At 74.4% G+C, this 25358-nt stretch carries 18 protein-coding genes and 1 pseudogene; 12 read left to right on the top strand and 7 right to left on the bottom strand.

Going from position 1 to position 25358, the window contains the following annotated elements:
- A pseudogene (locus PV364_RS40185) lies at window positions 1–2968 on the top strand (hypothetical protein); the annotation flags it as partial.
- Window positions 2969–3091: 123 nt separating this feature from the next.
- On the opposite strand, the gene PV364_RS40180 reads toward PV364_RS40185, so the two are convergent.
- The gene (locus tag PV364_RS40180) at window positions 3092–3535 is read right to left on the bottom strand and encodes a hypothetical protein (RefSeq protein ID WP_319665900.1); all 444 of its coding nucleotides are present in this window, start codon (window positions 3533–3535) and stop codon (window positions 3092–3094) included.
- Between the two features lie 324 nt (window positions 3536–3859).
- On the opposite strand from PV364_RS40180, the gene PV364_RS40175 reads away from it, so the two are divergent.
- The 4 genes from PV364_RS40175 to PV364_RS40160 all read left to right on the top strand — a co-directional run bounded on the left by PV364_RS40175 (window position 3860) and on the right by PV364_RS40160 (window position 7995).
- Window positions 3860–6433: a nitrate- and nitrite sensing domain-containing protein gene (locus tag PV364_RS40175; RefSeq protein WP_415924672.1), complete on the top strand. Its 2574-nt coding sequence runs from the start codon at window positions 3860–3862 to the stop codon at window positions 6431–6433.
- Complete coding sequence (locus tag PV364_RS40170) at window positions 6430–6846, top strand: roadblock/LC7 domain-containing protein (protein WP_319665898.1); 417 nt, start codon at window positions 6430–6432, stop codon at window positions 6844–6846. The genes PV364_RS40175 and PV364_RS40170 overlap by 4 nt, the downstream gene beginning before the upstream one ends.
- A 10-nt stretch (window positions 6847–6856) precedes the next feature.
- The gene (locus PV364_RS40165) at window positions 6857–7249 is read left to right on the top strand and encodes a DUF742 domain-containing protein (RefSeq protein ID WP_319665897.1); all 393 of its coding nucleotides are present in this window, start codon (window positions 6857–6859) and stop codon (window positions 7247–7249) included.
- 140 nt (window positions 7250–7389) lie between these two features.
- Window positions 7390–7995 (top strand): ATP/GTP-binding protein, encoded by a 606-nt coding sequence (locus PV364_RS40160; protein WP_319665896.1) that lies wholly within the window; start codon window positions 7390–7392, stop codon window positions 7993–7995.
- A gap of 15 nt (window positions 7996–8010) precedes the next feature.
- On the opposite strand, the gene glpK is transcribed toward PV364_RS40160, so the two are convergent.
- A complete protein-coding gene (gene glpK, locus PV364_RS40155) occupies window positions 8011–9606 on the bottom strand; it encodes a glycerol kinase GlpK (RefSeq protein ID WP_319665895.1) in 1596 nt (531 codons plus the stop codon).
- A 7-nt stretch (window positions 9607–9613) separates the two neighbouring features.
- Complete coding sequence (locus tag PV364_RS40150) at window positions 9614–10345, bottom strand: MIP/aquaporin family protein (protein ID WP_319665894.1); 732 nt, start codon at window positions 10343–10345, stop codon at window positions 9614–9616.
- Between the two features lie 576 nt (window positions 10346–10921).
- On the opposite strand from PV364_RS40150, the gene PV364_RS40145 reads away from it, so the two are divergent.
- From PV364_RS40145 to PV364_RS40130, 4 genes are read left to right on the top strand one after another with little or no spacing between them, the layout of a single operon-like run.
- Window positions 10922–11806 carry an NUDIX hydrolase gene (locus PV364_RS40145; protein ID WP_319665893.1) on the top strand — a complete coding sequence of 295 codons (885 nt, stop codon included), beginning with the start codon at window positions 10922–10924 and terminating at the stop codon, window positions 11804–11806.
- A complete protein-coding gene (locus PV364_RS40140) occupies window positions 11803–12840 on the top strand; it encodes a molecular chaperone DnaJ (RefSeq protein ID WP_319665892.1) in 1038 nt (345 codons plus the stop codon). Before PV364_RS40145 ends, PV364_RS40140 begins: the two co-directional genes overlap by 4 nt.
- A gap of 20 nt (window positions 12841–12860) precedes the next feature.
- Window positions 12861–13871 carry a hypothetical protein gene (locus PV364_RS40135; protein WP_319665891.1) on the top strand — a complete coding sequence of 337 codons (1011 nt, stop codon included), beginning with the start codon at window positions 12861–12863 and terminating at the stop codon, window positions 13869–13871.
- Between the two features lie 50 nt (window positions 13872–13921).
- The gene (locus PV364_RS40130; RefSeq protein WP_319665890.1) at window positions 13922–15235 is read left to right on the top strand and encodes an adenylosuccinate synthetase; all 1314 of its coding nucleotides are present in this window, start codon (window positions 13922–13924) and stop codon (window positions 15233–15235) included.
- Here the strand turns inward: PV364_RS40130 and PV364_RS40125 are convergent.
- The gene (locus PV364_RS40125) at window positions 15166–16587 is read right to left on the bottom strand and encodes a VWA domain-containing protein (RefSeq protein ID WP_319665889.1); all 1422 of its coding nucleotides are present in this window, start codon (window positions 16585–16587) and stop codon (window positions 15166–15168) included. The two genes, PV364_RS40130 and PV364_RS40125, sit on opposite strands and share 70 nt — an antisense overlap.
- 90 nt (window positions 16588–16677) lie before the next feature.
- Between PV364_RS40125 and PV364_RS40120 the strand changes: the two genes are divergently transcribed.
- A complete protein-coding gene (locus PV364_RS40120; protein ID WP_319665888.1) occupies window positions 16678–17187 on the top strand; it encodes an NUDIX domain-containing protein in 510 nt (169 codons plus the stop codon).
- Here PV364_RS40120 and PV364_RS40115 read toward each other — a convergent pair.
- Window positions 17181–19535, bottom strand: a complete 2355-nt coding sequence (locus PV364_RS40115) for a glycoside hydrolase family 31 protein (protein ID WP_319665887.1) — start codon at window positions 19533–19535, stop codon at window positions 17181–17183. The two genes, PV364_RS40120 and PV364_RS40115, sit on opposite strands and share 7 nt — an antisense overlap.
- Before the next feature lie 220 nt (window positions 19536–19755).
- On the opposite strand from PV364_RS40115, the gene PV364_RS40110 reads away from it, so the two are divergent.
- Window positions 19756–21771: an acetoacetate--CoA ligase gene (locus PV364_RS40110; protein ID WP_319665886.1), complete on the top strand. Its 2016-nt coding sequence runs from the start codon at window positions 19756–19758 to the stop codon at window positions 21769–21771.
- A gap of 106 nt (window positions 21772–21877) precedes the next feature.
- The gene (locus tag PV364_RS40105) at window positions 21878–22843 is read left to right on the top strand and encodes a hypothetical protein (RefSeq protein ID WP_319665885.1); all 966 of its coding nucleotides are present in this window, start codon (window positions 21878–21880) and stop codon (window positions 22841–22843) included.
- A 75-nt stretch (window positions 22844–22918) separates the two neighbouring features.
- Here the strand turns inward: PV364_RS40105 and ptsP are convergent, their stop codons facing one another.
- A complete protein-coding gene (gene ptsP / locus PV364_RS40100) occupies window positions 22919–24589 on the bottom strand; it encodes a phosphoenolpyruvate--protein phosphotransferase (RefSeq protein WP_319665884.1) in 1671 nt (556 codons plus the stop codon).
- Window positions 24590–24680: 91 nt separating this feature from the next.
- The gene (locus PV364_RS40095; protein ID WP_319665883.1) at window positions 24681–25130 is read right to left on the bottom strand and encodes a PTS glucose transporter subunit IIA; all 450 of its coding nucleotides are present in this window, start codon (window positions 25128–25130) and stop codon (window positions 24681–24683) included.
- Window positions 25131–25358 lie beyond the last annotated feature (228 nt).

Here is a 25358-nt window from a genome sequence, read left to right as displayed (position 1 = left end):
GGCCGCGGACGCCCTCGCGGCGGCCGAGACGGCGCACGCCGCCGAGACCCGGGTCGCCGACGCCCTGGCCGCGGAGCCGCGGCTCGCGGAACTGCTCAGCCTGCCGCCGGCCGCGGCCCCGGACGCCGGCCGTGCCGCCGCTGAACCGGGCGTGGCCATTCCCCCGCAGGCCACGGGCGCACGCCGTGCCGCCCCGCAGGACACCGCTCCCCGCGACCCCGCCGACGGCCCGCTGAGCGCCGCCGAACTCGACGGCTTCGCCGAGCCGTTGCGGGAGATGCTGGAGGGCGCCGTCGCGTCCGCCGAACGCCAGCTGTTCGACCTGCGCACCGCCGCCGCCGACGACGCGCGCATCCTGGCCGCCCTCGGCGACGGCGGTCTCCTGCCGCCCGGCCCGGACGTGCTGGCCACCGTGGAGTACCTGGGCGAGCACGGCATCCCCGCGCTCCCGGGCTGGCGGTACCTCGCGCAGGCCGTCGACCCCGCGGACCACGCCGCGGTGCTGGCCGCCCGGCCGGAGCTGGTGGACGGCGTCGTCGTCACGGACCCCGGCACCCACGCACGGGCCCGCGAGGTGCTCGCGCAGGCGGCGCTGCTGCCGCGGTCCACGGTGGCGGTCGGCACCTCCTCGGCGCTGCTGGCGCCCCCGGCCCCGGCAGGTCCGGAGCCGGAGGTCTTCCTCGTGCCGCCGAACCCGGCCATGCACGACGAGCTGGCCGCCGACGGCGAGCGCCAGGCGCTGCGCGCCCGTGCCGGCGCCCGCGAGGAGGACATCCGGGGCCTCGCCGCCCGGCTGGCCGAGGACCGCACACTCGCCGCCCGGCTCTCGTCGTGGCGCGACGGCTGCCCGCCGGGCCGGCTCGGCGAGCTCGCCGAAGTGGTCGAGACCGCCCGGGACACCGCCCGCACCGCCCGCGACGAGCTCACCGAGGCCCGCGGCCGGCGCGTGGAGGCCGACGAGGCCGCCGCCGAGGCGACCCGGCTGCGCGACGAGCGGCAGGAGGCTGCGCAGCAGTCCCGCCGGACCGCCGACGCCCTGGCCGGCCTCGCGTTCCGGCTGCGCGAACGCGCCACCTGGCAGCGCAGGACCCGCGAACTGGCCGAGGACGCGGCCGAGGCGGAGACCCGCGCCGAGGCCTGCCTCCAGCTGGCCCGTGCCGCGGACGAGGACCGCCGCGCCGCCCAGCGCGCCGCGGACGACGCCCGCCGGACCGCCCGCGTCCTGCGCGCCGAGCGGGCCGAGATCACCGGCGCCCCCGACGAGGCGGCCCCCGACGCCGCGGGGGACGGCGAGGGCCCCGCTGGCGCGCTGCCCGCGCTGCGCGAGGCGTACCGGGCGGCCTCACAGCTGTACGAGAAGGTCGGCGTCGGCGCCGACCTGCGCGCGGAGCAGGCACGGGCCGAGAGCAGCGAGCAGTCGGCCCTCACCGAGCTGGAACGCCTGACCAACAAGGTCCGTACACGTGCGGCCCAGTTGCTGGAGGGACCGGACGGCGCCGACGGCCCGTCCCGGCAGGCCGCCGCCGCGCGTGCCGAACAGCTCGTGGCCACCCTGGACTCGCGTGCCGCCACCGCCATCGAACACCTGGGCCGGCTGCGCGGCGAGGCCGAGCGGCACGCCCCCGCGGACGGCCAGGCGCACACCGGGCTGCCCGAGGAACTGGTGCCCCGCGACGCCGAGCACGCCCAGGAACTGCTGCGCGGCGCGAACGTCGAGCTCGCCGCCCGCACGGACGCACTCGACGTGGCCCGCGCCGCCCACGGCGACCTCGTCCGCGCGCACCGCGGCGCCGAGGACGCGGCGGGGGGCTTCGACGAACTCGCCGCGCTCCTGCGCGACCTGCTCCGGGACGGCGACCGCCAGGCCGACGAGGAGGAGGACGAGCCCGAACCGCACCCCGGCTCCCTGGACGAGGCCAGGACGGCCGCCGCCGAGGCCCGCCGCAGCCTGCGCGGCTGCGCCGCCGACCTGTCGGGCGCCGAGTCGCAGCTGCGCGAGGCGGGCGACGTCCTCGTCCGGCACGCCAACGCCGCCCGCTACGAACAGGTCAGGACCCCCGCCCGGCAGCAGATCAGGGAACTGCCGGCCTCGGCGCTGCCGGAGCACGCCGCGGCGTGGCACCTGGCGTTCGAGCCGCGGCTGCGCGTCCTCACCGACGAGCTGGAGCAGTTGGAGCGCAACCGCGACAGCATCGTGGACCGGCTGCGCGGGCTGGTGGAGTCCTCGCTGGCGACCCTGCGCTCGGCGCAGCGGCTCTCCCGGCTGCCCGAGGGGCTGGGGGAGTGGTCGGGGCAGGAGTTCCTGCGCATCCGCTTCGAGGACCCCGACCACGCCGTACTCGGCGAGCGGCTCGGCGCGGTGATCGACGAGGCCACCCGCGCCGCCGTCCGCAAGAACTCCGATCTGCGGAGGGACGGGATGTCCCTGCTGCTGCGCGCGGTGGCCGCGGCGCTGGAGCCCAAGGGCGTGGCGGTGGAGATCCTCAAGCCGGACGCGGTGCTGCGCGCCGAGCGCGTGCCCGTCGGGCAGATGGGCGACGTCTTCTCCGGCGGCCAGCTGCTCACCGCCGCCATCGCGCTCTACTGCACCATGGCGGCGCTGCGGAGCAATGACCGCGGCCGCGACCGGCACCGGCACGCCGGCACGCTCTTCCTGGACAATCCCATCGGCCGCGCCAACGCCACGTACCTGCTGGAGTTGCAGCGCGCCGTCTCCGACGCGCTGGGCGTGCAGCTGATCTACACCACGGGCCTGTTCGACACGACCGCCCTCGCCGAGTTCCCGCTGGTGGTGCGACTGCGCAATGACGCCGACCTGCGGGCGGGGCTGAAGTACATCAGCGTCGAGGAGCACTTGCGGCCCGGACTGCCGCAGCAGGACCCGGAGTCCGAGCCGGTGCACGGCGAGATCACCGCGACCCGGATGTTCCGCCGCCCGGCGGAGCAGCCCGCCGCCCAGGGCGGCTGACCGGGCCCGCCGCGCTCCACCGGGCTCCGGCACTCCCCCCGGCCCGCGGCCCGGGGGAGTCGTTCGGGGGGCACCTGCCAGGGGGCGGCTGGGGAGCCGGCGTGGCGGCAGGGCCTACAGGGCCTAGGAGGCCGCTCGCGCGCCGTGCCCGGAGAGGCTCCGGGGGCCGCCCGCACCGCGTGCCCCGCGACGCGCCCGGCGCCGCTCCCGCCGCCGTTCGCGGCGCAGCGCGCGGGCGGCGCTGCTGGGGCTGGAGATCACGCCGTTGCGCTGGTTCCACACCTGGCGGGTGACCCACACGTCCAGCACGGCCCACGTCGCCACCACGGTGCTGACGATGGCGGCGAGCGTCGCGGGCGCGGCGATCCAGGAGTTCCCGGCCGCTCCCAGCGTCGCGATCACCGCCGCGATGAGGCTGAAGGACACGATGAGCACGGCCCGCACCGCCGAGTTGCGGACCGGGTCGGGCATGCGCGGGCGTCCGACCGGCTCCTCGGCCCACAGCGAGCGCCGCTTCCGCCGCGCCGGAATGTCGCGATCCAATGCGTCCTCGACAAGGTCGTCCATGACATCTGCTCCCTCGCGGGATCCGGGTGGTGCGGTGCCGGACCCCCGATGTCCGACTCCAGAGTGGCTGCCCGGTTTCCGCCGATGAATGCCCCCGCGCATTCCGGAGTGCCCCTCCCGCCCGGATCACGAACAACGGGTGCCCGTGGTTCCCTGTGCGCTGCATTTCGGCCAGTGATGGCCACCGTTCATGCGTACGAATCGGGTCTTCCCGGGACAAGGGAGGAAGGTGGGCTTTCGGACGGGGCAGGTTGCAGTAGTAGGCTCGCGCCGTTTATTGCCGGAACAGGACGTCCCGTGACCGGGTCCGACGTTGGGGAGGCCATGCGCTTTCGCGGTACGACGATCCGGCGGAAGATCGTGGCACTGCTGCTCATTCCGCTGGTGTCCCTCACGGCCATCTGGGCTTTTGCCGCTACCTTGACGGGCCGTCAGGTGTGGGGCCTGTTCGGCGTGGAGCGCACGGTCAACGAACTCCGCTACCCCGTCGAGGACACCGTCCAGGCGCTCCAGCAGGAACGCCGGGCGTCTTTGGTGTACTTGGCCGATCCTCGCCGGTCCGACGCCCGCGCCGCGCTGCTGAGCAGGGAACGCCGGACCGACGACCTGCTCGCCCGACTGCGCTCCAACGCGGCGTCCCCCGGCAACCGGGCCCCGCTCACCGAGGACGCGCGCCGCCGTCTCGATCTGGTCGTCGGCGGGTTCGGTTCCGTCGACGCGCTGCGCGACAAGGTCGTCAGGCGCACCGTGAGCCGCAACGAGGCCTTCGCCGCCTACAGCGCACTGTTCCGCCCCTGCTACGACTTCCTCGACACCCTCAACCCGCTGAACAACGCGGCGATCGACAAGCAGGGCCGGGCCCTGATCCAGCTCGCCCGGGCCCGCGAGGCGGTGAGCCAGGAGGACGCGCTCATGGCCGCCGCCATCACGGCCGGCCGCATGAGCCCGCTGGAGATGCGCTCGTTCACCTTCGCCGTGGCCCAGCAGCGCGCCTACTTCGCCGACAACCTCGGCCTGCTGACGGAGGCCGAGAGCGCCGTCTACCGGGCCTACTGGGACGGCCGGGCCGGACGCGCCCTGCGCGCCGCCGAGGACGCCGTGATCGCCGCCGGCGCCGGGGGCGCGCCCCGGGCCGCGGACCGTGCCTCGTGGCAGGGCACGGCGACCACCGCGCTGGGCGACCTGGACCGCACCGGCACCGAGGCCGGCGACCTCTACAAGAAGAGCGCGGAACCCATCGCCATGCGGTTGCTGGCCAGTGCCGCCATCGCCGGCGGGCTCGGCCTCGTCGCGGTGATCGCCTCCGTCATCGTCTCCATCCGCATCGGCCGGGGCCTCATCCGCGACCTGTCCCGGCTCCGCAAGGAGGCCCAGGAGGTCTCCGGTGTACGACTGCCGCGCGTCATGCGCCGCCTGGCCGCCGGCGAGGAGGTGGACGTCGAGACCGAGGCCCCGCGCCTGGACTACTCCGACGACGAGGTCGGCCAGGTCGGCAAGGCCGTCAACACCCTTCAGCGGGCCGCCGTCGAGGCCGCCGTGCGCCAGTCCGAGATGCGCCGCGGCGTCTCCGAGGTCTTCGTCAACCTGGCCCGCCGCAGCCAGGTCCTGCTGCACCGGCAACTGACGCTGCTGGACGCCATGGAGCGGCGCACCGAGGACACCCAGGAACTGGCGGACCTCTTCCGCCTGGACCACATGACCACCCGCATGCGCCGGCACGCCGAGGGCCTGGTCATCCTCTCCGGCGCGGTGCCGTCGCGGCAGTGGCGCAAGCCGGTCCAGCTGATGGACGTGGTGCGCGCGGCCGTCGCCGAGGTCGAGGACTACGAGCGGGTCGAGGTGCGCCGGCTGCCCCGGCTCGCCGTCACCGGCCAGGCCGTCGCCGACCTCACCCACCTGATCGCCGAACTCATCGAGAACGCCACGGTGTTCTCGCCCCCGCACACCCACGTCCAGGTGCACGGCGAGGCCGTCGCCAACGGCTTCATCCTCGAGATCGACGACCGCGGCCTCGGGCTCACCCCCGACGCCATGCTGGAGGCCAATCTCCGGCTCGCCGAGACCCCCGAGTTCGAGCTCTCCGACACCGACCGGCTCGGCCTCTTCGTGGTCAGCCGGCTGGCCAGGCGCCAGGGCGTGCGCGTCTCGCTGCGCCAGTCGCCGTACGGCGGCACGACGGCGGTCGTGCTCGTCCCCACGGCGCTGCTGACCGAGAGCGCCGACGCCGGTACCGGCGTCGGTGCCGGGGACGGCGAACCCGGCGACCTCGACGGACGCGACGACCTCGACGCCGCCCGCCTGGCCGCGGCGACCGAGCACGGCTTCCGCACCTGGGGCCTGAACCCGGAGCCGGACGAGGAGCTGCGCGAGCACCGCAGGCACGACCCGGATCCCGAGGCCGCGCGGCCGTCCACGCTCCGGCCGGCGACCCCGGCCGCGCCGGAACCGGCCGTGCCGGGCGCCCTGCCCCGTCGCCGCCGCACCCCGGTGCTGGTCGCCGAGAACGGCCGGCCGGTCGCCGCGGGCACCGGGGAGCGCCGCACCCCCGCCGCCGAGGCGCCCGCCGCGTCCGAGGCGCGCGAGGCTTCCGAAGCGTCCGCCTCCGGCGGACTCCCGCGCCGGGTGCGGCAGGCCAGCCTCGCCCCCCAACTGCGCACCGACGGGACCACGGAGACGCGTACGCCCGCCGCGGGCTCCCCCGGTGACGGCGGGGGCCGCGAGCGGACCCCCGAGGAGGTGCGCGACCGCATGGCGTCCCTCCAGCGCGGCTGGGAACGCGGCCGGGCGGACCACCTCGACGAACCAGACGCCCCCGGTCCCGCCCGCACGGGGGTCCCCCCGGCCGAGCCGGGGGAAGACAGCGCAACCAGAACCACCACGGAGGGGAACGGTCCATGACCGCACCATCGAGCCCGACCCGCGAGCTGAGCTGGCTCCTCGACGAGCTGGTCGGCCGCGTCGCCAGCATCCGCAAGGCCCTCGTGCTGTCCGGCGACGGCCTGGCCACGGGCGCGTCCGAGGGGCTGTCGCGCGAGGACGCCGAGCACCTCGCGGCCGTAGCCTCCGGCTTCCACAGCCTCGCCAAGGGCGTCGGCCGGCACTTCGAGGCCGGCCAGGTCCGGCAGACCCTCGTGGAGCTCGACGAGGCCTTCCTCTTCGTCACCGCGGCCGGGGACGGGAGCTGCCTGGCGGTCCTGGCCGACGCCGACTCCGACGTCGGCCAGGTCGCCTACGAGATGGCGCTGCTGGTGAAGCGGGTCGGCGTGCACCTGGCCACCGCGCCGCGCGACGACGACGCGCGGGTGGTGTGACGGGCGCGCCATGAGTTCCGAAGCGGACCGCTGGTACGACGACGACGCCGGACCCGTGGTGCGTCCCTACGCCATGACGCGTGGGCGTACCAGCCATGCCGCCGAGGGCCGGCTCGACCTGATCGCCCTGGTGATCAGCGAGTCCCGTTCCGGCGACGCGGAGGAGGACACCGACCGCACGCTGTCGCCCGAGCACGTCGACATCGTGGAACGGTGCCGGGAGCAGCCGATGTCGGTCGCGGAACTCGCGGCCGACCTCGATCTGCCGGTCGGTGTCGTCCGGGTGCTCGTCGGCGACGTACTGGAAGCGGGGCTCGTCCATGTGACCCGTCCGGTGCCGCCGGCCGAGCTGCCCGACGAGGGGCTGCTGCGCGAGGTCATCGACGGCCTGCGCGCATTGTGACGGTCCCCGCCGGGGCCGGAGCGGCACGACCCGCGGAACTGGCTCCGCAACGGCCCGGGGGCCGTGGCGAGTTGGATGGTCGGATCGTAGTAGGGTTCCCGTGCCGTGAGCCGACCGTCCGACAATTCCAGGAGTGATCGATGGTCTTCGGGCGCTCTGACCGCCGTCCTTCCGTCGTCGAGCCGGTCACCCTCAAGATCCTGGTGGCGGGCGGCTTCGGCGTCGGCAAGACCACGCTCGTCGGCGCGGTCAGCGAGATCCGGCCGCTGCGCACCGAGGAGACGCTGAGCGAGGCGGGCCGTCCGGTGGACGACCTCGCCGGCGTCGAGACCAAGCGCACCACCACCGTGGCGATGGACTTCGGCCGGATCACCCTCCGCGAGGACCTGGTCCTCTACCTGTTCGGCACCCCCGGCCAGGACCGCTTCTGGTTCCTGTGGGACGAGCTGGCGCAGGGGGCTCTCGGCGCGGTCGTGCTGGCCGACACCCGGCGTCTGGAGGACTGCTTCTCCGCGGTCGACTACTTCGAGCGGCGCGGCATCCCCTTCGCCGTCGCCGTGAACTGCTTCGACGGAGCCGAGCAGCACGAGGCCGCCACCGTCCGCGACGCGCTCGACCTCGACCCCGAGGTGCCGCTGGTGATGTGCGACGCGCGGGACCGCGCCTCGGCGAAGAAGGTGCTCATCACCGTCGTCGAGCACGCGGCCCAGCTGGCGGGCGTCCGGCGGGCGGCCGCCGCCAACTGAGCCGCGCGGGCCGGGTCAGACGGCCGGCACGGGCACGTCGTCGTCGCGGTCGTCGTCGTCCGCGACGCCCGTGGCCGCGGCGTCACCGGTCGTGTCGTCCTCCCAGCCGAAGCTGCGCTCGACTGCCTTCTTCCAGCGGCGGTACCCCTCCTCACGGGTCTTCCCGTCCATCCGCGGCCGCCACTCCGCGTCCTGCTGCCAGTGCGCCTTGAGCGTGTCCAGGTCGTCCCACACGCCCGTGGCGAGCCCCGCCGCGTAGGCCGCGCCCAGCGCCGTGGTCTCCGAGATCCGCGGCCGGACCACCGGGACGCCCAGGACGTCGGCCTGGTGCTGCATCAGCAGGTCGTTGGCCGTCATGCCGCCGTCCACCTTGAGGGTGGTCAGCTGCACCCCCGAGTCCTGGTACATCGCGTCCACGACCTCGCGCGTCTGCCAGCTCGTCGCCTCCAGCACGGCCCTCGCCAGGTGCGCCTTGGTGACGTACCGGGTGAGGCCGGTGATCACGCCGCGCGCGTCGGAGCGCCAGTAGGGCGCGTAGAGGCCGGAGAAGGCGGGCACGATGTAGGCGCCGCCGTTGTCGGTGACGCTCGCGGCCAGGGGCTCGATCTCGTCGGCGGACCTGATGATGCCGAGGCTGTCGCGGAACCACTGGACGAGGGCGCCGGTGATGGCGATGGACCCCTCCAGGCAGTAGACCGGCGCCTCCCCGCCCAGCCGGTAGCCCATTGTGGTGAGCAGCCCGTTCTTGGAGGGCACCGGGCGTTCACCGGTGTTGAGCAGCAGGAAGCTGCCCGTGCCGTAGGTGTTCTTGGCGTCGCCCGTCTCGTAGCAGGCCTGGCCGAAGACCGCCGCCTGCTGGTCGCCGAGCGCGGAGGCGACCGGTACCCCGGCGAGCGGGCCGACCGCCGTGCCGTACACCTCGGAGGAGGAACGGATCTCCGGCAGGACCGCCTCAGGGACGTTCATCGCGGCCAGGATCGCCGGGTCCCACTGCAGCGTCTCCAGGTTCATCAGCATGGTCCGGCTGGCGTTGGTGACGTCCGTGACGTGCACGCCGCCCTCGGTGCCGCCGGTGAGGTTCCAGATCAGCCAGGAGTCGATGGTGCCGAAGGCGATCTCGCCGTTCTCCGCCCGGCGCCGCAGCCCCGGCACGTTGTCCAGCAGCCAGGCGGCCTTGGGCCCGGAGAAGTAGCTGGCCAGCGGCAGGCCGGTGGACTCGCGGAAGCGGTCCTGGCCGTCGCTGCCGCCGAGCCGCGCGCACAGCGCGGCCGTCCGGGTGTCCTGCCACACGATCGCGTTGTGCACCGGGCGGCCGGTGGCGCGGTCCCACAGGACGGTCGTCTCGCGCTGGTTGGTGATGCCGAGGGCGCTGAGCTGGTCGGGGCGCAGCCGTGCCTTGGCGAGCGCGCCGGCCACCACCGCCTGGACCTTGGACCAGATCTCGGTCGCGTCGTGCTCCACCCAGCCCGGCTTGGGGAAGATCTGGCGGTGCTCGCGCTGGTCGAGCGCCACGATCGCCCCGCGGGAGTCGAAGACGATGCACCGGCTGGAGGTCGTGCCCTGGTCGATGGCGGCCACGTATCGCGTGGCCTGGTCGGACGTTTCGGTCATGACCGCCTCACTTGAACGCTGCGTTGTAGATGAGACCTGACAGGGCGCCGCCGATCAGCGGGCCGGCCACCGGGATCCACGCGTACGTCCAGTCCGAGGTGCCCTTGAACGGGATGGGCAGGACGGAGTGGACGATGCGCGGGCCGAGGTCACGCGCGGGATTGATGGCGTAGCCGGTGGGCCCGCCGAGCGACAGGCCGATGCCGGTGACGAGGAGGGCCACGATGAGGGTGCCGGTGCCGGTCTCGCCCAGGCCCTTGCTCAGCCCGAAGGCCAGGATCGGCAGGACGAGACCCATGGTGGCGATGGCCTCGGTGAGGAGGTTCTGCCACCAGACGCGGATCTCGGGGATGGTCGAGAACACCGCCAGGGTGGGCTGCCGGGCCTCCTCTTCGTCGTTGGCCCGGAACTGCCCGTAGTAGACGAGCCAGCACAGGACGGCGCCGATCATCGCGCCGATGATCTGCCCGGCCAGGTAGTACGGCACCTGGGCCCACTTGCCCGAGCTGATGGCGACCCCGAAGGTCACGGCGGGGTTGAGCTGGCCGCCGGACAGCGGTCCCGCGGTGTAGGCGCCCGCCAGGACGGCGAGTCCCCAGCCGAAGGAGATGACGATCCAGCCCGACGCCCTCGCCTTCGAGTGGTGGAGCAGTACGCCCGCGACCACCCCGGCGCCGAAGAGGATCAGGATCGCCGTTCCGATGATCTCGCCGACGAAGACGTGTCCGTTGGAATACATGGCGGCTCCTTCTGCGGGCGCACGTGTCGGGCATGCGCCGGCCAGGGAATCGCACGGAGACACGGGTGCGGAGGGTCCCGCCTCCCGCCCGGCTTCCGCGCCACCCGGCAGTGTTGTCCTGGGGTGATGAAGCGTCAAGCTATCGGACAGATCACCTGATTACGACCACCGACGAGCCGTGCCCGAACCGGCCCGGCGCGCCGTCACCCCCACGCGGGCACCGGCGGCCCGCCGTGTCCCGCCCGGCCGCGCAACCTCCAGGTCAGCCCGCGCGGCCGGGTGGACGCGCGGGCGGCCGCCGCCTCCCCGGGGGCGGTGGGCCCTGCTCGGGGATTGACCGGAATCCGCCCCTCGGCTCCCGCGGGTGCGGCAGGCCGTGCGCGTTCGTGGGTTCCCTCCCGGGCCGCGGCCTTCCCGGACGTCGCGCGACCCGGCGCCGGCCTGGCGGTGCGTCATGCGCCCGGTCGCGCGGTGTCCGTGGCGAAAACGGGTGGACGGTGTCAGTGACGGCTGCTAAGTTCTTCTCGAAACGAGAAATACTCGAACTGAGAACAACTGGCCGAGAGGTGGCGGGGGATGGCAGACCGGCAGGGCGAGGACGACTTCCTCGCCGCCTACGACCCGCGCGCCTTCGACCCCATCGCCGTGACCGTCGACGTCGTCGCACTGACGCTGCGTCAGGGGGCGCTGCACGTCCTGCTGGTGCGGCGCGGCGCGCAGCCCTTCGAGGGCGCCTGGGCGCTGCCCGGCGGCTTCGTGCGGGCCGGCCGGGAATCCCTGGACCGGGCGGCGGCCCGTGAACTCGCCGAGGAGACCGGGCTGGACGAGGAGCACGGCCTCGGCCGCGTCCACCTCGAACAGCTCGGCTCCTACGGCGCGCCCGCCCGCGACCCGCGCATGCACGTGGTGTCGGTGGCCTACCTCGCCTTCGCCCCGGACCTCCCCGAGGCGCGCGCCGGCAGCGACGCGGCCGCGGCCGAGTGGGTCCCGGTGGCGTCCCTCGCCCTGGAGGGGAACCCTGACGCGGTCCCGCCGCGTCCCATGGAGCAGGACCGGCCGGCCGGGATCCACGGGGGTGGTCCCGGCCGCCGGTCCGCGGAGCCCGTCCCGTCCACCGCCGGCACGGCGCTCGCCTTCGACCACGGCACGATCCTCGCCGACGGGCTCGAACGCGCCCGCTCCAAGATCGAGTACAGCCCGTTGGCCACCGCCTTCCTGGGCGAGGAGTTCACCGTCACCGAACTCCGCTCCGTCTACGAGGCGGTATGGGGCCGGAGCCTGCACGCCGGGAACTTCCACCGCAAGATCCTCTCCGTCCCCGGGTTCGTCGAGTCCACCGGCGCCACCGCCACGCGCGGCGGTTCCAGGGGCGGTCCTCGGGCCCGCCTCTACCGCGCGGGCGACGCCCGCCTGCTGCATCCCGCACTGCTCCGCCCCGACCGGGAAGAGAGCGTCCGATGACCGCCACGGCTCGCCCCACGAGCCCGCGCCCCACGACCGCCCGCCGTCCGCGCACCTTCGACGAGGCCCTGGCCGCCCTCGGCCGTCCGTTCCCCTCCGACGCCGCCGAGGCCGCCCGCCACTACCGCCGGCTCGCCCGCCTGCTGCACCCCGACACGGCGCCCGCCGGCCGCGCGGAGGAGGCGGAGGCGGCCTTCGTCCGGCTCGCCGACCAGTGGCGGCGGCACACCGGCGACGGCGCCGTGCTCACCACCGCCCGCGGCACCTACCCGCTGGGCCGGGTCCTGGCCACCGGCGACCTCGCCGTGCTGCGCGGCGCGGGCCCGGACACCGTGCTGAAGATCCCGCGCCGGCCCGCCGACAACGACCTGATGGAGCGCGAGGCCCACGCCCTCACCCGGCTGCACACCGTGGCCGACGCCCGGCACCGCGCCTACGCGCCCCGTCTCGTCGAGTCGTTCCGCCACCGCGGCCCCGACGGCACCGAGCGCCGCGTCAACGCCCTCCAGCGGCTTCGCGGCTTCCACACCCTCGCCGAGGTCCGCGCTCTGCACCCCGGCGGCCTCGATCCGCGCGATGCCGCCTGGATGTGGCGCCGTCTGCTGGTCGCCCTCGGCTGGGCGCACCGCGCCGGGATCGTCCACGGCGCCGTCCTGCCCGAGCACGTCCTGATCCATCCCGCGAAGCACGGCCTCGTCCTGGTCGACTGGTGCTGGTCCACCGAACGCGGCACGACCGTGCCCGCCCTGGTCGAGCGGCATCGCGCCCTCTACCCGCCCGAGGTCACCGGCCGGCGTCCCGCCACCGAGGCCACCGACATCCACCTCGCCTCACGGTGTGTGGAGCAACTGATCGGGGACCGCGCGCCCAAGCCGCTGCGCGCCTTCCTGCGCGGTTGCACGCTGCCCGCCGAGGCACGCCGTCCGCACGACGCGTGGCGGCTGCTCGCGGAGCTCGACGAGGCACTGGAACGCCTGTACGGCCCGCGCGCCTTCCGTCCGTTCACCATGCCGGGCACCCGTACCCACACCTGACGCACCAAGGGGGAAACACCATGGGCAGCGGAAGCTGGTCCACCAACGTCTACGACGCCGCCGCGCGCTACCGCGCCGCCTCCGGCACCGGCGCCTTCGCCTACAGCGACCGCGTCACCTCGTCCGCGCCGCGCGGTTCCTGGGCCGCGCACCCCTCGCTCGACCCGAAGGACCTGGGCGTCCGCGAAAGCCGCGACTCCGACGAGCACCCCACCTCGCTCGCCATCGCCGTCCTGTTCGACGTCACCGGCTCCATGCGGACCGTCCCGCAGGTGCTGCAGACCAAGCTCCCCGAGTTGTTCGGCCTGCTGCTGCGCAAGGGCTACACCGAGCACCCGCAGATCCTGTTCGGCGCCGTCGGCGACGCCACCTGCGACCGGGTCCCGCTCCAGCTCGGCCAGTTCGAGTCGGACAACCGCATGGACGACGACCTCGGCAACATCCTGCTGGAGGGCGGGGGCGGCGGTCAGATGACCGAGTCCTACGAGCTCGCCCTCTACGCCATGGCCCGCCACACCTCCCTCGACTGCCACGAGAAGCGCGGCCGCCGGGGCTACCTGTTCCTGATCGGTGACGAGCTGCCCTACGGCAAGGTCAAGGCCCGCGAGGTGCAGGACGTCCTCGGCGACGACCTCCCCGAGGACGTCCCGGTCACCCGCATCGTCGCCGAGCTCCGGCAGAAGTTCGACGTCTACTACATCCTGCCGGCGGGCTCCTCCTACGTCGGCAACGCCGAAGTCCTCGGCACCTGGCGCAAGCTGCTCGGCCAGAACGTCATCGAGCTGGACGACCTCGACGCCGTCTGCGAGACCATCGCCCTCACCATCGGCCTCGGCGAGGAGGCCATCGACCTCGCCGAGGGCCTGGACGACCTCGCCGACGTCGGCTCCGCGGCGACCGCCACCGTCGGCAGGGCCCTCGCCGCCCTCGACCGCGACCGCTCGGCCGTGGCGGTGACGGACACGCCTCTGCTCGACGACACGCACGACACGCACGGCGGGGACGGCTCGACGGGCACGACGCGCCTGTAAGGGCGGTGCCCCGCGCCGCCGCACCCATCCCACCGGAGGGACCCGGAACCGTGCACACCATCGTCGTCGACCTCGGCTACGGCGACGCCGGCAAGGGCACCGTCGTGGACCGGCTCTGCGCCACCGGGCCGGTCCACGCCGTGGTCCGCTTCAACGGCGGCGCCCAGGCGGCCCACAACGTCGTCACCGCCGACGGACGCCACCACACCTTCGCCCAGTTCGGTTCCGGCACCCTGCACGGCGTCCCCACGCACCTGTCGCGCTTCATGCTCGTCGACCCGCTCGCGCTCGCCGCCGAGGCGGACCATCTGACCGCGCTCGGCGTCCCGGCGCCGTACGCCCTGCTGACCGTCGACCGCGAGGCCCGCCTGACCACGCCGTACCACGCCGCAGCCAACCGCCTGCGCGAGCGGGCGCGCGGTGCGGCGCGGCACGGCTCGTGCGGCATGGGGATCGGGGAGACCGCGGCCTACGCCCTCGCGCACCCGGAGGACGCGCCGACTGCCGGCGACTGCGTCTCCCGCCCCCGGCTGCTGCGCAAGCTGCGCCTCCTGCACGACCGCCTGGCCGACGAGCTCGGGCGCGCCCTGCCCGCCCCGCCGCCGGAGCACTGCGCCGACGCCTTCACCGCGTTCGCCCGTGCCGTGACCCTCACCGACGGCACGCACCTGGCCCGCGTCCTGCGCACCGGACCCGTGGTGTTCGAGGGCGCCCAGGGGGTGCTGCTCGACGAGTGGCACGGCTTCCACCCCTACACCACGTGGTCGACGACCACCTTCGCCAACGCCGAGGCGCTGCTCGCCGAGTCGGATCGGTCATGTACCGCCCGGCGCCTCGGAGTCGTCCGCGCGTACACCACGCGGCACGGCCCCGGCCCCCACATGACCGAGGACCCGGGGCTCGCCCCGCTGCTGCCCGAACCCCACAACGGTACGGGCGCCTGGCAGGGGGACTTCCGCGTCGGCCACTTCGACGCCGTGGCGCACGCCTACGCCGCCGAAGTCTGCGGCGGCGTGGACGCCCTCGCGCTCACCCACCTCGACGCCCCCGCCCGCTGCCCCGCGCTCCGTCTCGTCCGCGGCTACGACACCGGGCAGAGCCGGCTGCCCGTCTCCCGCCCCGGTGACCTGAGCGGTCAGGCCGCCCTCACCGCCCGCCTGACGACCGCCCGGCCCGCACGCTGGGACACCCCGGGCGCCGACGCGGCCGCCTGGTCACGGGCCGTCGGCGACGCGCTGGGTGCCCCCGTCGCCCTCGAGTCGTACGGGCCGACCGCGGCCGACAAGCGGGAGGTTCAGCGCAGGATGCCCGCCCGGCGCGCGGCGGTCAGCCAGGAGGGGAACTCGGAGAGGATCCGGTCGTAGAGCTCGGCGTCCGGCACGGTCGCGATGTCGTCCACGGCGAAAAAGCCCACGTTGTCCACGCGCCGGCCGGGCAGGGTGTCGAACCGCTCCAGCACACCGAAGTTGGCCCGGCCCAGACCGACGAACTGCCAGAACAGCGGCTCCTCCACCGCCTCCCGCAGCTGCTGTTCGATCTGCGCGTTGCGGTAGACGCCGCCGTCGGAGAAGAACAGCACGAGCGTCGGCACGGGCGCCGGGTTCGCCCGGACGAACGCCCGGACCTCCGCGATGACCTTCTGCTCCTCGTTCTGGATGCCGACGAGCCGCATGTCGACCTGGCCGGGCTGCATTCCGTGACGCGGCTTCTTGGGACGGCCGAACAGGCTGAGCTCGCCGACCCGCACGTGCAGCCGCAGCCACTCCGGCAGCTCCGCCAGGCGCAGGTCCGGCAGGCGCGCCGGGTAGGAGGCGAAGGTCCACGCCTGCATCTCGCCGTCGTCGTCCATCTGCGCCGCGACCGCCGCCATGCGCTCCACCACACCGGCGACGACGCCCCGCGCGTACAGCCCGCTCATCGACCCCGACGCGTCGAGCACGAGGACCACCCGGGCCACGACGTCCGCCGCGCCGTGCTTGCGCAGGCTGACGGCCACCTGCTCCTTGCGCAGGCTCAGGCGTTTGCGCATGTCGGGCGGCAGATGCTCCTCGCCCTTGGTGAGCCGTGTGACCGGCGGCGGGGGAGGAGCGGCGGCCGCCGGGAACGGCGCGGGCGCGGGTACCGTCCCCGGGTACGGGGGAGGCGGCGGTGGGGCCAGGGGAGGCGCCGGGACCGGGGGCGGCGGCGCGTCGACGGTGATGCCGAAGTCGGTGGCCAGGCCGGCGAGGCCGGACGCGTAGCCCTGACCCACCGCCCGGAACTTCCAGACGCCGCCCCGGCGGTACAGCTCCCCGCCGACGAACGCCGTCTCCGTCTCCGCCCGCATGTCGAAGCGCGCGATCTCCGCCCCGTTGCGGGCGTCCAGCAGCCGCAGCCGGAGCCCGGGCACCTGCCCGAAGGTCCCGCCGTCCGCGGAGGCGCAGAGCACGATCCGCTCGACGGCCGGCTCCACCCGGGCGAGGTCCACGTCGAGCGCGTCCGTCGCCTGTGCGGGACCGGCCTGCTTCCCGACGTGCCGTACGGCCTCGGAGCCGTGCACCGGCTGGTTGTAGAAGACCAGGTCGCCGTCGGAACGCACCCGCCCGTCGGCGGTCAGCAGCAGCGCCGAGGCGTCGACGTCCGGCACGCCGGGGCCCGGCGACCAGTCCAGCACGGCCCGCACGGCGGGCACGGGCACCGGGAGATTGGCGCCTTTTCGCAGGGATTCGGGTGTCACGGACGCCAGTCTGCCCTGTCACCCGCCGCGACGGACAGGGATCGGCACCCGACACCCGGCGGCGCCGCCGCCGTCGGATACAGTCCGCGGGTGACCAGTCGTCAGAAGGACAGCCACTGCTCCTATTGCGGTGCGGAGTTCGGCCCCGGCGCCGGGTGGCCGCGGGCCTGCCCCGACTGCGGGAACGTCACCTACCGCAACCCGCTGCCGGTCGCGATCGCGCTGCTGCCCGTGCGGACGGACGGCACGACCGGGCTGGTCGTGGTCCGCCGCACCATCGAGCCGGCGCGCGGCATGCTCGGCCTCCCCGGCGGATTCGTCGACCACGGCGAGACCTGGCAGCAGGCCGTGGTCCGCGAACTCGACGAGGAGACCGGCATCGAGGCCGCCGTCTCCGACGTCCGGCTCGCCGACGCCCTCAGCGGCGACACCGGCCACGTACTGCTCTTCGGCCTGCTGCCCGAGCGGGCCGAGGAGGAGCTGCCGCCCGACGTCCCCACCGACGAGACCGACTCCCGGCAGATCCTCACCGCCCCCGCCGAACTGGCCTTCCCGCTGCACACGCAGGCCGTGCGGAACTGGTTCGACGGCCGCTACTGAGCGGCCGCGCCCCGCACCCGCACGGCGTGGCCCACCTCGTCGTGCCCGTCCCGGGTCACGACCACCGTGCCGTCCGCGAGCCGGGACGTGAAGCGCTCCGTACGCGGCTCCGCCCAGCCGTCGCCGGAGTCGGTGACCAGCAGGCCGCCGCCCGTACGCCCGGCCGCGGGCAGCCACGCCTCCAGGACCACCGAACCGTCGTCCCCCGCCACCGGCACCACCGACCCCGCCCGGGCCAGCACCGGGATGCGCTCCTGCGGCGCGGGCAGCAACACCTGCCCCGGCCCCTGGTACGCCTCCCCGGTCGCCGTGTCGTACCACAGGCCGCGCGGCAGCCGCACCGCCCGCTCCGTCGCGCCCTGCTCCATCACCGGGGCCACCAGCAGGGCGTCGCCGAGCAGGAACGCGTCGCCGCACGCGCGCAGTTTGCGGTCCTCCGGGTCGCCCCACCACACCGGCCGCACATAAGGGGCGCCCGACTGCCGCGCCCCGTGCGCCAGCGTGTACAGGTACGGCATCAGCCGCTCCCGCTCGCGCAGCGCGGCCCGCGCGCCCTCCAGCACCCGCGGCCCGAACTCCCACGGCTCGCGGCGGCCCGCGGTGATCGCCGAGTGCGTACGGAAGAACGGGAAGTACGCGGCCATCTGGAACCAGCGCAGATACAGCTCGGGCGACGGACTGCCGGTGAACCCGCCGACGTCCGGCCCCGAGTAGGGCACCCCGCACAGCCCCAGGCCCAGCACCAGAGACAACGACGCCCGCAGTCCCGGCCAGCCCGTCGAGACGTCGCCGGACCACGTGCCGCCGTAGCGCTGCATGCCCGCCCAGCCCGAGCGGGAGAAGAGGAACGGCCTGTTGTCGGGGTGCAGTTCACGCAGGCCCTCGTACCCGGCCCGCGCCATGCAGAGGCCGTAGACGTTGTGCGCCTCGCGGTGGTCGCCACCGCGGCCCTCCAGGGCGTGCCGGGCCGAGCGGGGGAGCGTCGCGTCGCCGAACGCCGCGAAGGACACCGGCTCGTTCATGTCGTGCCACACCCCGGCGAAGCCCTGCGCCAGGCGCTCCGCGTACAGCCCGCCCCACCACTTGCGCACGCGCGGGTCGGTGAAGTCCGGGAACACCGCGTCCCCCGGCCACACCACACCGCGGACGGTCCCGCCGTGGGCGTCCCGCACGAAGGCGTCCGCGGCCGCCCCGCTGTCGTGGACGGGGTTCCCGGGTTCCTCCTTGACTGCCGGGTCCACGATGGACACCAGGCGCACACCCCCGGTCCGCAACTCCTCTGCCAGCCCCGGCAGATCGGGGAAGCGCTCGCGGTCCACGGTGAAGACCCGGTGGCCCTCGTAGTGGTCGATGTCCAGGTGGATCGCCGACAGCGGCAGCCCGCGCTCCCGGTAACCGGCGGCCACCCGGCGCACCTCCGCCGCGGAGCCGAAGCCCCACCGCGAGTGCTGGTACCCCAGTGCCCAGCGCGGCGGCAGCGCGGGGCGTCCGGTCAGGGCCGTCCACGCGGTCAGGATGCGCGCCGGCGTGCCGGGGATCACCCAGTAGCGCAGCGGACCGCCGTCCACCCGCACTTCGCAGCCACCGGGACGGTCGTGCCCCGAGCCCGCGCCCTCCTCTCCGGCGCGCAGCGTCACCCGGCCGTCCCAGGTGTTGTCGTGGAAGACCAGGTGGCTGCCCGCGTCCGCCACCACCAGTTGCACCGGCATCGTGATGTACAGCGGATCGGTCTCCGGTTCGAAGGTCCCGTCCGGGTCGGTGTTCCACAGCCGGTACGAACCCTCGCCCAGCCGCGGCCCCGACGCGCGTCCGCCGAGCCCGAACACCGCCGCGTCCGCCGCCGTCTCCGAACGCTGCACCCAGCGGGGCTCCGCGCCGTCCCGGGAGCCGAGCGGGTCCCACCAGCGCGGCGGCAGGTCCTTGCGCAGCAGCAGCCCCCCGGGCGTGCGGAACTCCACCGCGCCGTGCCGCGACACCATCACGGTGACCCGCTCCGACACCACCCGCCAGCCGTCCTTGTCCGGCTCCATCACCGCCCGGACGTCCGCGTCCGGGCAGCTCCCCGCCAGCGCGTAGGACGGCTCCGGCTCCGCCCCGTCCCAGCCGCAGAAGACCGCGCCGCCCGCTGCGACCCGCACCCGCAGGCTCGACCGGGCGAACCGGACCAGGCCGCCGCCCGGCAGCGGGTCCGCGCCCTCGGCCGCCCCCGGCACCCGCGCCCGCTCGGGTCCCCTCCGCGGCAGGTCCCGCGCGTCCGTCCGCTGCCGGCGCCACGCGGCGCGCACCGACCGCAGCCCGTTCGCCGATCCGACCGCGCGCACCTGCCGTGCCAGGTCCCGAGCATCCATCGACCCCACCCTTTCACCGTTCCCGCCACGCCCCGCCGCCCGCAGGCCCCCTGTTCACCGGGGTCCGGGCACATGGTGACACCCCCGAATGTGTGGGGTGGGCCCTGGCGCCGAAGACGATCACGTGGCATCGTCCTGCCCATCCGCGCGCCGGGACATTCCGCCCGCCGCGGTCCGACCGCACACGACGCAGCGCCGCGTACCGTCCGGGAGCCGCCCCATGAGCACCACGTCCGAGCCCGCCACCCCCGCGGAGACCGCGCGGCCGCTGTGGCGGCCCGGCCCCGACCGCGTCGCCGGCGCCCAGGTGACCCGCTTCCAGACCTGGGCCGCGGGCCGGCACGGCGCGCCCGCCGCGGACCTCGCCGACCCCGTCGCCGGCTACGCCGCGCTCCACGGCTGGTCGGTGCGCGAGCCGGAGGCCTTCTGGCGGGCCGTCGTGGAGTGGTTCGACGTGCGCTTCGCCACCCCGTACGAAACGGTGCTCGCCGACGCCTCGATGCCGGGAGCGCGCTGGTTCCCCGGCGCCACCCTCAACTACGCCGAGCACGCGCTGCGTCCGGCCGGGGACCCGGCACGCGCCGACGCGCCCGCGCTGCTCCACCTCGACGAGCGCCACGACATCGGCGCGACGAGCTGGGGCGAACTGCGCCGCCAGGTCGCCTCCCTCGCCCACGAACTGCGCGCCCTCGGCGTCCGCCCCGGCGACCGGGTCAGCGGCTACCTCCCGAACATCCCGCAGGCGGTCGTCGCGCTGCTTGCCACCGCGGCGGTCGGCGGCGTGTGGACCTCCTGCGCCCCGGACTTCGGTGCCCGCAGTGTCCTGGACCGCTTCCAGCAGGTCGAACCCGTCGTCCTGTTCACCGTCGACGGCTACCGCTACGGCGGCAAGGAGCACGATCGCACCGCCGTCGTCGCCGAGCTGCGCGACGAACTGCCCTCGCTGCGCGCCGTCGTGCACATCCCGCTGCTGGGCACCGCCGCGCCCGAGGGCACGCTGGAGTGGGACGCCCTGGTCTCCGGCGACCGCGAACCGGTCTACGAGCAGGTCCCGTTCGACCACGCGCTGTGGGTGCTGTACTCCTCCGGCACCACCGGCCTGCCCAAGGCCATCGTCCAGTCCCAGGGCGGCATCCTGCTGGAGCACCTGAAGCAGACCGGGCTCCACATGGACCTCGGGCCGCAGGACCGCTTCTTCTGGTACACCTCCACCGGCTGGATGATGTGGAACTTCCTCGTGGGCGGCCTGCTCGCGGGCTCCACCATCGTCCTGTACGACGGCAGCCCCGGCTTCCCCGACACCGGCGCCCAGTGGGGCGTCGCCGAACGCACCGGCACCACCGTCTTCGGCACCTCCGCCGCCTATGTCATCGCCTGCCGCAAGGCCGGGGTGCACCCCGGCCGCGACCACGACCTGTCGGCCGTCAAGTGCGTGGCCACCACGGGCTCCCCGCTCCCGCCGGACGGTTTCCGCTGGATCCACGACGAGGTCAAGGAGGACCTCTGGATCGCCTCCGTCAGCGGCGGCACCGACGTCTGCAGCTGCTTCGCGGGAGGCGTGCCGACCCTCCCGGTGTACATCGGCGAGCTCCAGGCACCCTGCCTCGGCACCGATCTGCAGGCCTGGGACGCGTACGGCAAGCCCGTCACCGACGAGGTCGGAGAGCTGATCGTCACCAACCCCATGCCGTCCATGCCGATCCACTTCTGGAACGACCCGGACGGCGCCCGGTACCGCGACAGTTACTTCGAGATGTTCCCGGGCGTCTGGCGGCACGGCGACTGGATCACCCTCACCTCGCGCGGCACGGTGATCATCCACGGCCGTTCCGACTCCACGCTCAACCGACAGGGCGTCCGCATGGGCTCCGCCGACATCTACGAGGCCGTCGAACGGCTCCCGGAGATCCGCGAGTCGCTCGTCATCGGCGTCGAACAGCCCGACGGCGGCTACTGGATGCCGCTGTTCGTGCAGCTCGCCGACGGCGCCGAACTGGACGACGCCCTGCGCGACAAGGTCAAGCGCACCATCCGCGAGCAGCTCTCACCCCGGCACGTGCCGGACGAGATCATCCCGGTCCCCGGCATCCCGCACACCCTCACCGGCAAGCGCATCGAGGTCCCCGTCAAGAAGCTCCTCCAGGGCACCCCGCTCGCCAAGGCCGTCAACCCCGGCTCCGTCGACGACATCGGCCTCCTGGCCTTCTACGAGGAACTGGCCCGCACCCGCGGCTGAGCGGCCGGGGGCCGCCCGCCGGCGGGCGGCCCCCGCCGACGGACCGTCACTGTCAGTGGCTCCGGTTACGGTGAGTGAGCATTGATCGCCGTACCCAGGGGGAGTCATGACACACACCACGAACCGGGCCACGAACCGCGCCACGAACCGGGCCGAGAACCCGAACAGGGCGGCCCGGCGCACCGGCAGGACCGGGCGGCGCGCCCTGCGCCGCGAGGCCCCGACCACCGTCGCGCTCCTTACTGCGGCCGCGGACTTCGACGTCATGCGCGGCTACCGCAGCTTCCGGTTCCACGACCACACCGACTACCTGCGCCGTACGGAGGGGCTGCTGCGCTCCCTGACCTCCCGCGGCATCCACGTCCGCGTCGGGGTCTTCGACCCGGAGGAGTACGCCCGGTACTGCGCGGACACCGGCAACGACCCCGACACCTCACGCGCCCGGGCACGCTACGCGGCGGACCTCACGGCTTCGGGACCCACCGTCCCCTACACCGGCCAGGCGCTGGAACACCTCGTCACACAGATCGAGTACGAGACGACCCGCCAGGCGACCTGGGAGCTCGCCGGCGACATCCTCGCGCGCGCCGGGGACTGCGCGTGCTGCGGCGACGACCTCGCCCGCACCTCCTTCGAGCGGGCCTCCCAGGCACTGACCCGTCTTCTCGACGCCGCGGGTCCCGGCAGCCACCACGTGGTGTGCAGCGTCCCCACCGAGGACACGACCCTCCTCGCGGCGATGCACGCCCGCTGCGACGACCACGGGATGGTCCACCTCGCCGAGGCCGAGGCCCTCGTCTGCTGCACCGTCCTCGCCGCCGGACTGGCGACGGACAGCCCAGGAGGCCTCGTCGTGCGCAGTACCGCCCCCTCCTCGGGACGGGGCGGCCCCGGAGCCGGACCCCCCGACGAGGTCCGCGGCTGGACACTGCGCGACGGCTGGCTCAGCCCGCTCAGCGAGGCCGAGGTCTTCAACGCCTACTGCACGGACGCCGAGACCGGCGAGCCCGTCCCGCCCGAGCCCGGCGTCGTCCACCGCCCGGGCTTCCCGCTCCCGCCCCCGGAGGACTGACCGCACGGCGGCGCCGGCGCGCCGAGGGGCGCCCCGCACACCGGCGGGACGCCCCTCGGGGAAAGCGGCTTCACCTCACTCGCCGGACAGCACCGCCTGCGCCGCCCGGCGGGCCTCGTCGGCCGTGTCCGTCGCCCGCGCCGCCGCGGCGGCACGCTCGCACTGCGCCAGCGTGTACTTCGCCAGCGTCGCCCGCACGTACGGCAGCGACGCCGCGCCCATCGACAGGCTCGTCACGCCCAGACCCGTCAGCACGCAGGCCAGCAGGGGATCGGAGGCCGCCTCACCGCACACACCACAGCTCTTGCCCTCCGCGCGGGCCGCCTCGGCGGCCGCCGCGACCAGGTCCAGCAGCGCCGGCTGCCACGGGTCCTGCAGCCGCGAGACCGACCCGACCTGGCGGTCCGCCGCGAAGGTGTACTGCGCCAGGTCATTGGTCCCCAGCGAAAGGAACTCGACCTCCTGCAGGATCGACCGCGCCCGCAGCGCCGCCGACGGGATCTCCACCATCGCCCCGAACTTCGCCCGCAGCCCGGCTTCCCGGCACGCGTCCGCGAACGCCTTGGCGTCGATGCGGTCCGCCACCATCGGCGCCATGACCTCCAGGTACACCGGCAGACCCTCGGCCGCCGTGGCGAGCGCGCGAAGCTGCGTCCGCAGGACCTCCGGGTGCGCCAGCAGCGTGCGCAGACCCCGCACGCCCAGCGCCGGGTTCGGCTCGTCCGCCGGAGTCAGGAAGTCCAGCGGCTTGTCCGCGCCCGCGTCCAGCACCCGCACCACGACCCGGCCCTCGGGAAAGGCTTCCAGCACCTGCCGGTACGCCTCGACCTGCTTCTCCTCGGAAGGAGCCTGCTTGGAATCGTCCAGGAACAGGAATTCGGTACGGAACAGACCCACGCCCTCGGCACCCGCCGCGACCGCGGCCGGGACGTCGGCCGGTCCACCGACGTTCGCCAGCAACGGCACCTTGTGGCCGTCAGAGGTCGCACCCGGCCCCGACGACGCCGCGAGCGCGGCCCTGCGCTCCGCCGCAGCCTTCGCCAGCTCGGCCCGCCGGTCCTTGCTCGGCTCGACGAAGATGTCGCCGGTGCTGCCGTCCACGGCGATGACCGTGCCCTCGGTCAGCTCGGTCGCGCCCTGCAGCGCCACGACCGCGGGCACACCGAGGGCCCGGGCCAGGATCGCGCTGTGACTGGTCGGGCCGCCCTCCTCGGTCACGAACCCCAGCACCAGCGACGGGTCCAGCAGCGCCGTGTCCGCCGGGGCCAGGTCCCGCGCGATCAGCACGTACGGCTCGTCGCTGTCCGGCACACCCGGCATGGGCACACCGAGCAGGCGCGCCACGATCCGGTTCCGCACGTCGTCCAGGTCCGCGACCCGGCCGGCCAGGTACTCGCCCGCGTTCGCCAGCAGCGCCCGGTACGAGGCGAAGGCGTCGTACACGGCGCGCTCCGCCGAACTCCCCACCGCGATGCGCCGCTCCACATCGGCCATCAGCTCGGGGTCCTGCGCCATCAGCGCCTGGGCCTCCAGCACCGCCTGCGCCTCGCCGCCGGCCAGATTGCCGCGCGCCACCAGGTCGTTGGCGACCGCTTCCACGGCCTGCCGCGCCCGCGCCTGCTCCCGCGGCGCCTCCTCGGCCGGAATCTGCTTGGCCGGGGGCTCCAGCACCGCGGTGCCCATGTGCCGTACCTCGCCGATCGCCACACCGTGGCTGACACCGACGCCTCGCAGCGTTGTCTCCATCTCACCCGTCTCCGGTTGTCGCGGACGCACGCGACCGCGTTCCCTGTAACTGCGTCGTGTACCTGCGTCGGAAGTGGCCCTGCCGAAAAGGCTACGTCCAGGAGAAGAGGGTGGCCCCGGCGACCACGTCGCCGTCCTCGAGCAGACCGGACAGCGCGTCGGCCGTCGCCTCCAGTGCCACCACGGGGCACACCGGGGACTTGCCGGCGGCCTCGACGGCGGCCGGGTTCCAGCGCACCATCTCCTGGCCGCGCAGCACGGTGTCGCCCTTGGAGACGAGCACCTCGAAGCCCTCGCCGCCCAGCTGCACCGTGTCGATGCCCAGGTGCGTCAGCACCCCGTGGCCCTCGCTGTCGACGACGACGAACGCGTGCGCGTGCAGGGAGACCACGACCCCGTCGATGGGGGACAGCGCCGTCGACGGCTCGCGCACGGGGTCGACCGCTGTACCGGGGCCGACCATCGCGCCGGAGAACACGGGGTCCGGCACCGCGGCCAGTCCGATGACGCGCCCGTTCAGGGGCGCCGAAACAGTCGTCATAGTGAAGCCTCCCAAGTGGTCCAGACCACTTAGTCTGCCACCCCTTCAGGAGCGGCCACACCTCTGGGCAGCGGATTTGCTCCGACCGGGCGGGTCCACTAGGTTGGGACAACCCCCGGGACGAGAGAGCGCGGAAACGTGTGTGCTCGTAATCCGGTGGTAAATCCGACGGAAAGCATCTGCTAAAGTCGGAGTGCGGGAAAGCCGAAAGGCCGGAACGCAAAAGCA

Source organism: Streptomyces sp. MI02-7b (assembly GCF_033793585.1).
GTDB lineage: Bacteria > Actinomycetota > Actinomycetes > Streptomycetales > Streptomycetaceae > Actinacidiphila.
The sequence above is the reverse complement of the archived record's forward strand: the minus strand, read 5'-3'. Positions and strand labels throughout refer to the sequence as shown.

What these genes read in the sequence shown, in the direction of transcription:
- PV364_RS40180 (WP_319665900.1), bottom strand. Translation starts at nt 3,535, where the DNA reads ATGGACGACCTTGTCGAGGACGCATTGGATCGCGACATTCCGGCGCGG.
- PV364_RS40165 (WP_319665897.1), top strand. Translation starts at nt 6,857, where the DNA reads ATGAGTTCCGAAGCGGACCGCTGGTACGACGACGACGCCGGACCCGTG.
- PV364_RS40145 (WP_319665893.1), top strand. Translation starts at nt 10,922, where the DNA reads ATGGCAGACCGGCAGGGCGAGGACGACTTCCTCGCCGCCTACGACCCG.
- PV364_RS40095 (WP_319665883.1), bottom strand. Translation starts at nt 25,130, where the DNA reads ATGACGACTGTTTCGGCGCCCCTGAACGGGCGCGTCATCGGACTGGCC.
- PV364_RS40160 (WP_319665896.1), top strand. Translation starts at nt 7,390, where the DNA reads ATGGTCTTCGGGCGCTCTGACCGCCGTCCTTCCGTCGTCGAGCCGGTC.
- PV364_RS40140 (WP_319665892.1), top strand. Translation starts at nt 11,803, where the DNA reads ATGACCGCCACGGCTCGCCCCACGAGCCCGCGCCCCACGACCGCCCGC.
- ptsP (WP_319665884.1), bottom strand. Translation starts at nt 24,589, where the DNA reads ATGGAGACAACGCTGCGAGGCGTCGGTGTCAGCCACGGTGTGGCGATC.
- PV364_RS40135 (WP_319665891.1), top strand. Translation starts at nt 12,861, where the DNA reads ATGGGCAGCGGAAGCTGGTCCACCAACGTCTACGACGCCGCCGCGCGC.
- PV364_RS40150 (WP_319665894.1), bottom strand. Translation starts at nt 10,345, where the DNA reads ATGTATTCCAACGGACACGTCTTCGTCGGCGAGATCATCGGAACGGCG.
- PV364_RS40110 (WP_319665886.1), top strand. Translation starts at nt 19,756, where the DNA reads ATGAGCACCACGTCCGAGCCCGCCACCCCCGCGGAGACCGCGCGGCCG.
- PV364_RS40170 (WP_319665898.1), top strand. Translation starts at nt 6,430, where the DNA reads ATGACCGCACCATCGAGCCCGACCCGCGAGCTGAGCTGGCTCCTCGAC.
- PV364_RS40105 (WP_319665885.1), top strand. Translation starts at nt 21,878, where the DNA reads ATGACACACACCACGAACCGGGCCACGAACCGCGCCACGAACCGGGCC.
- glpK (WP_319665895.1), bottom strand. Translation starts at nt 9,606, where the DNA reads ATGACCGAAACGTCCGACCAGGCCACGCGATACGTGGCCGCCATCGAC.
- PV364_RS40175 (WP_415924672.1), top strand. Translation starts at nt 3,860, where the DNA reads ATGCGCTTTCGCGGTACGACGATCCGGCGGAAGATCGTGGCACTGCTG.
- PV364_RS40115 (WP_319665887.1), bottom strand. Translation starts at nt 19,535, where the DNA reads ATGGATGCTCGGGACCTGGCACGGCAGGTGCGCGCGGTCGGATCGGCG.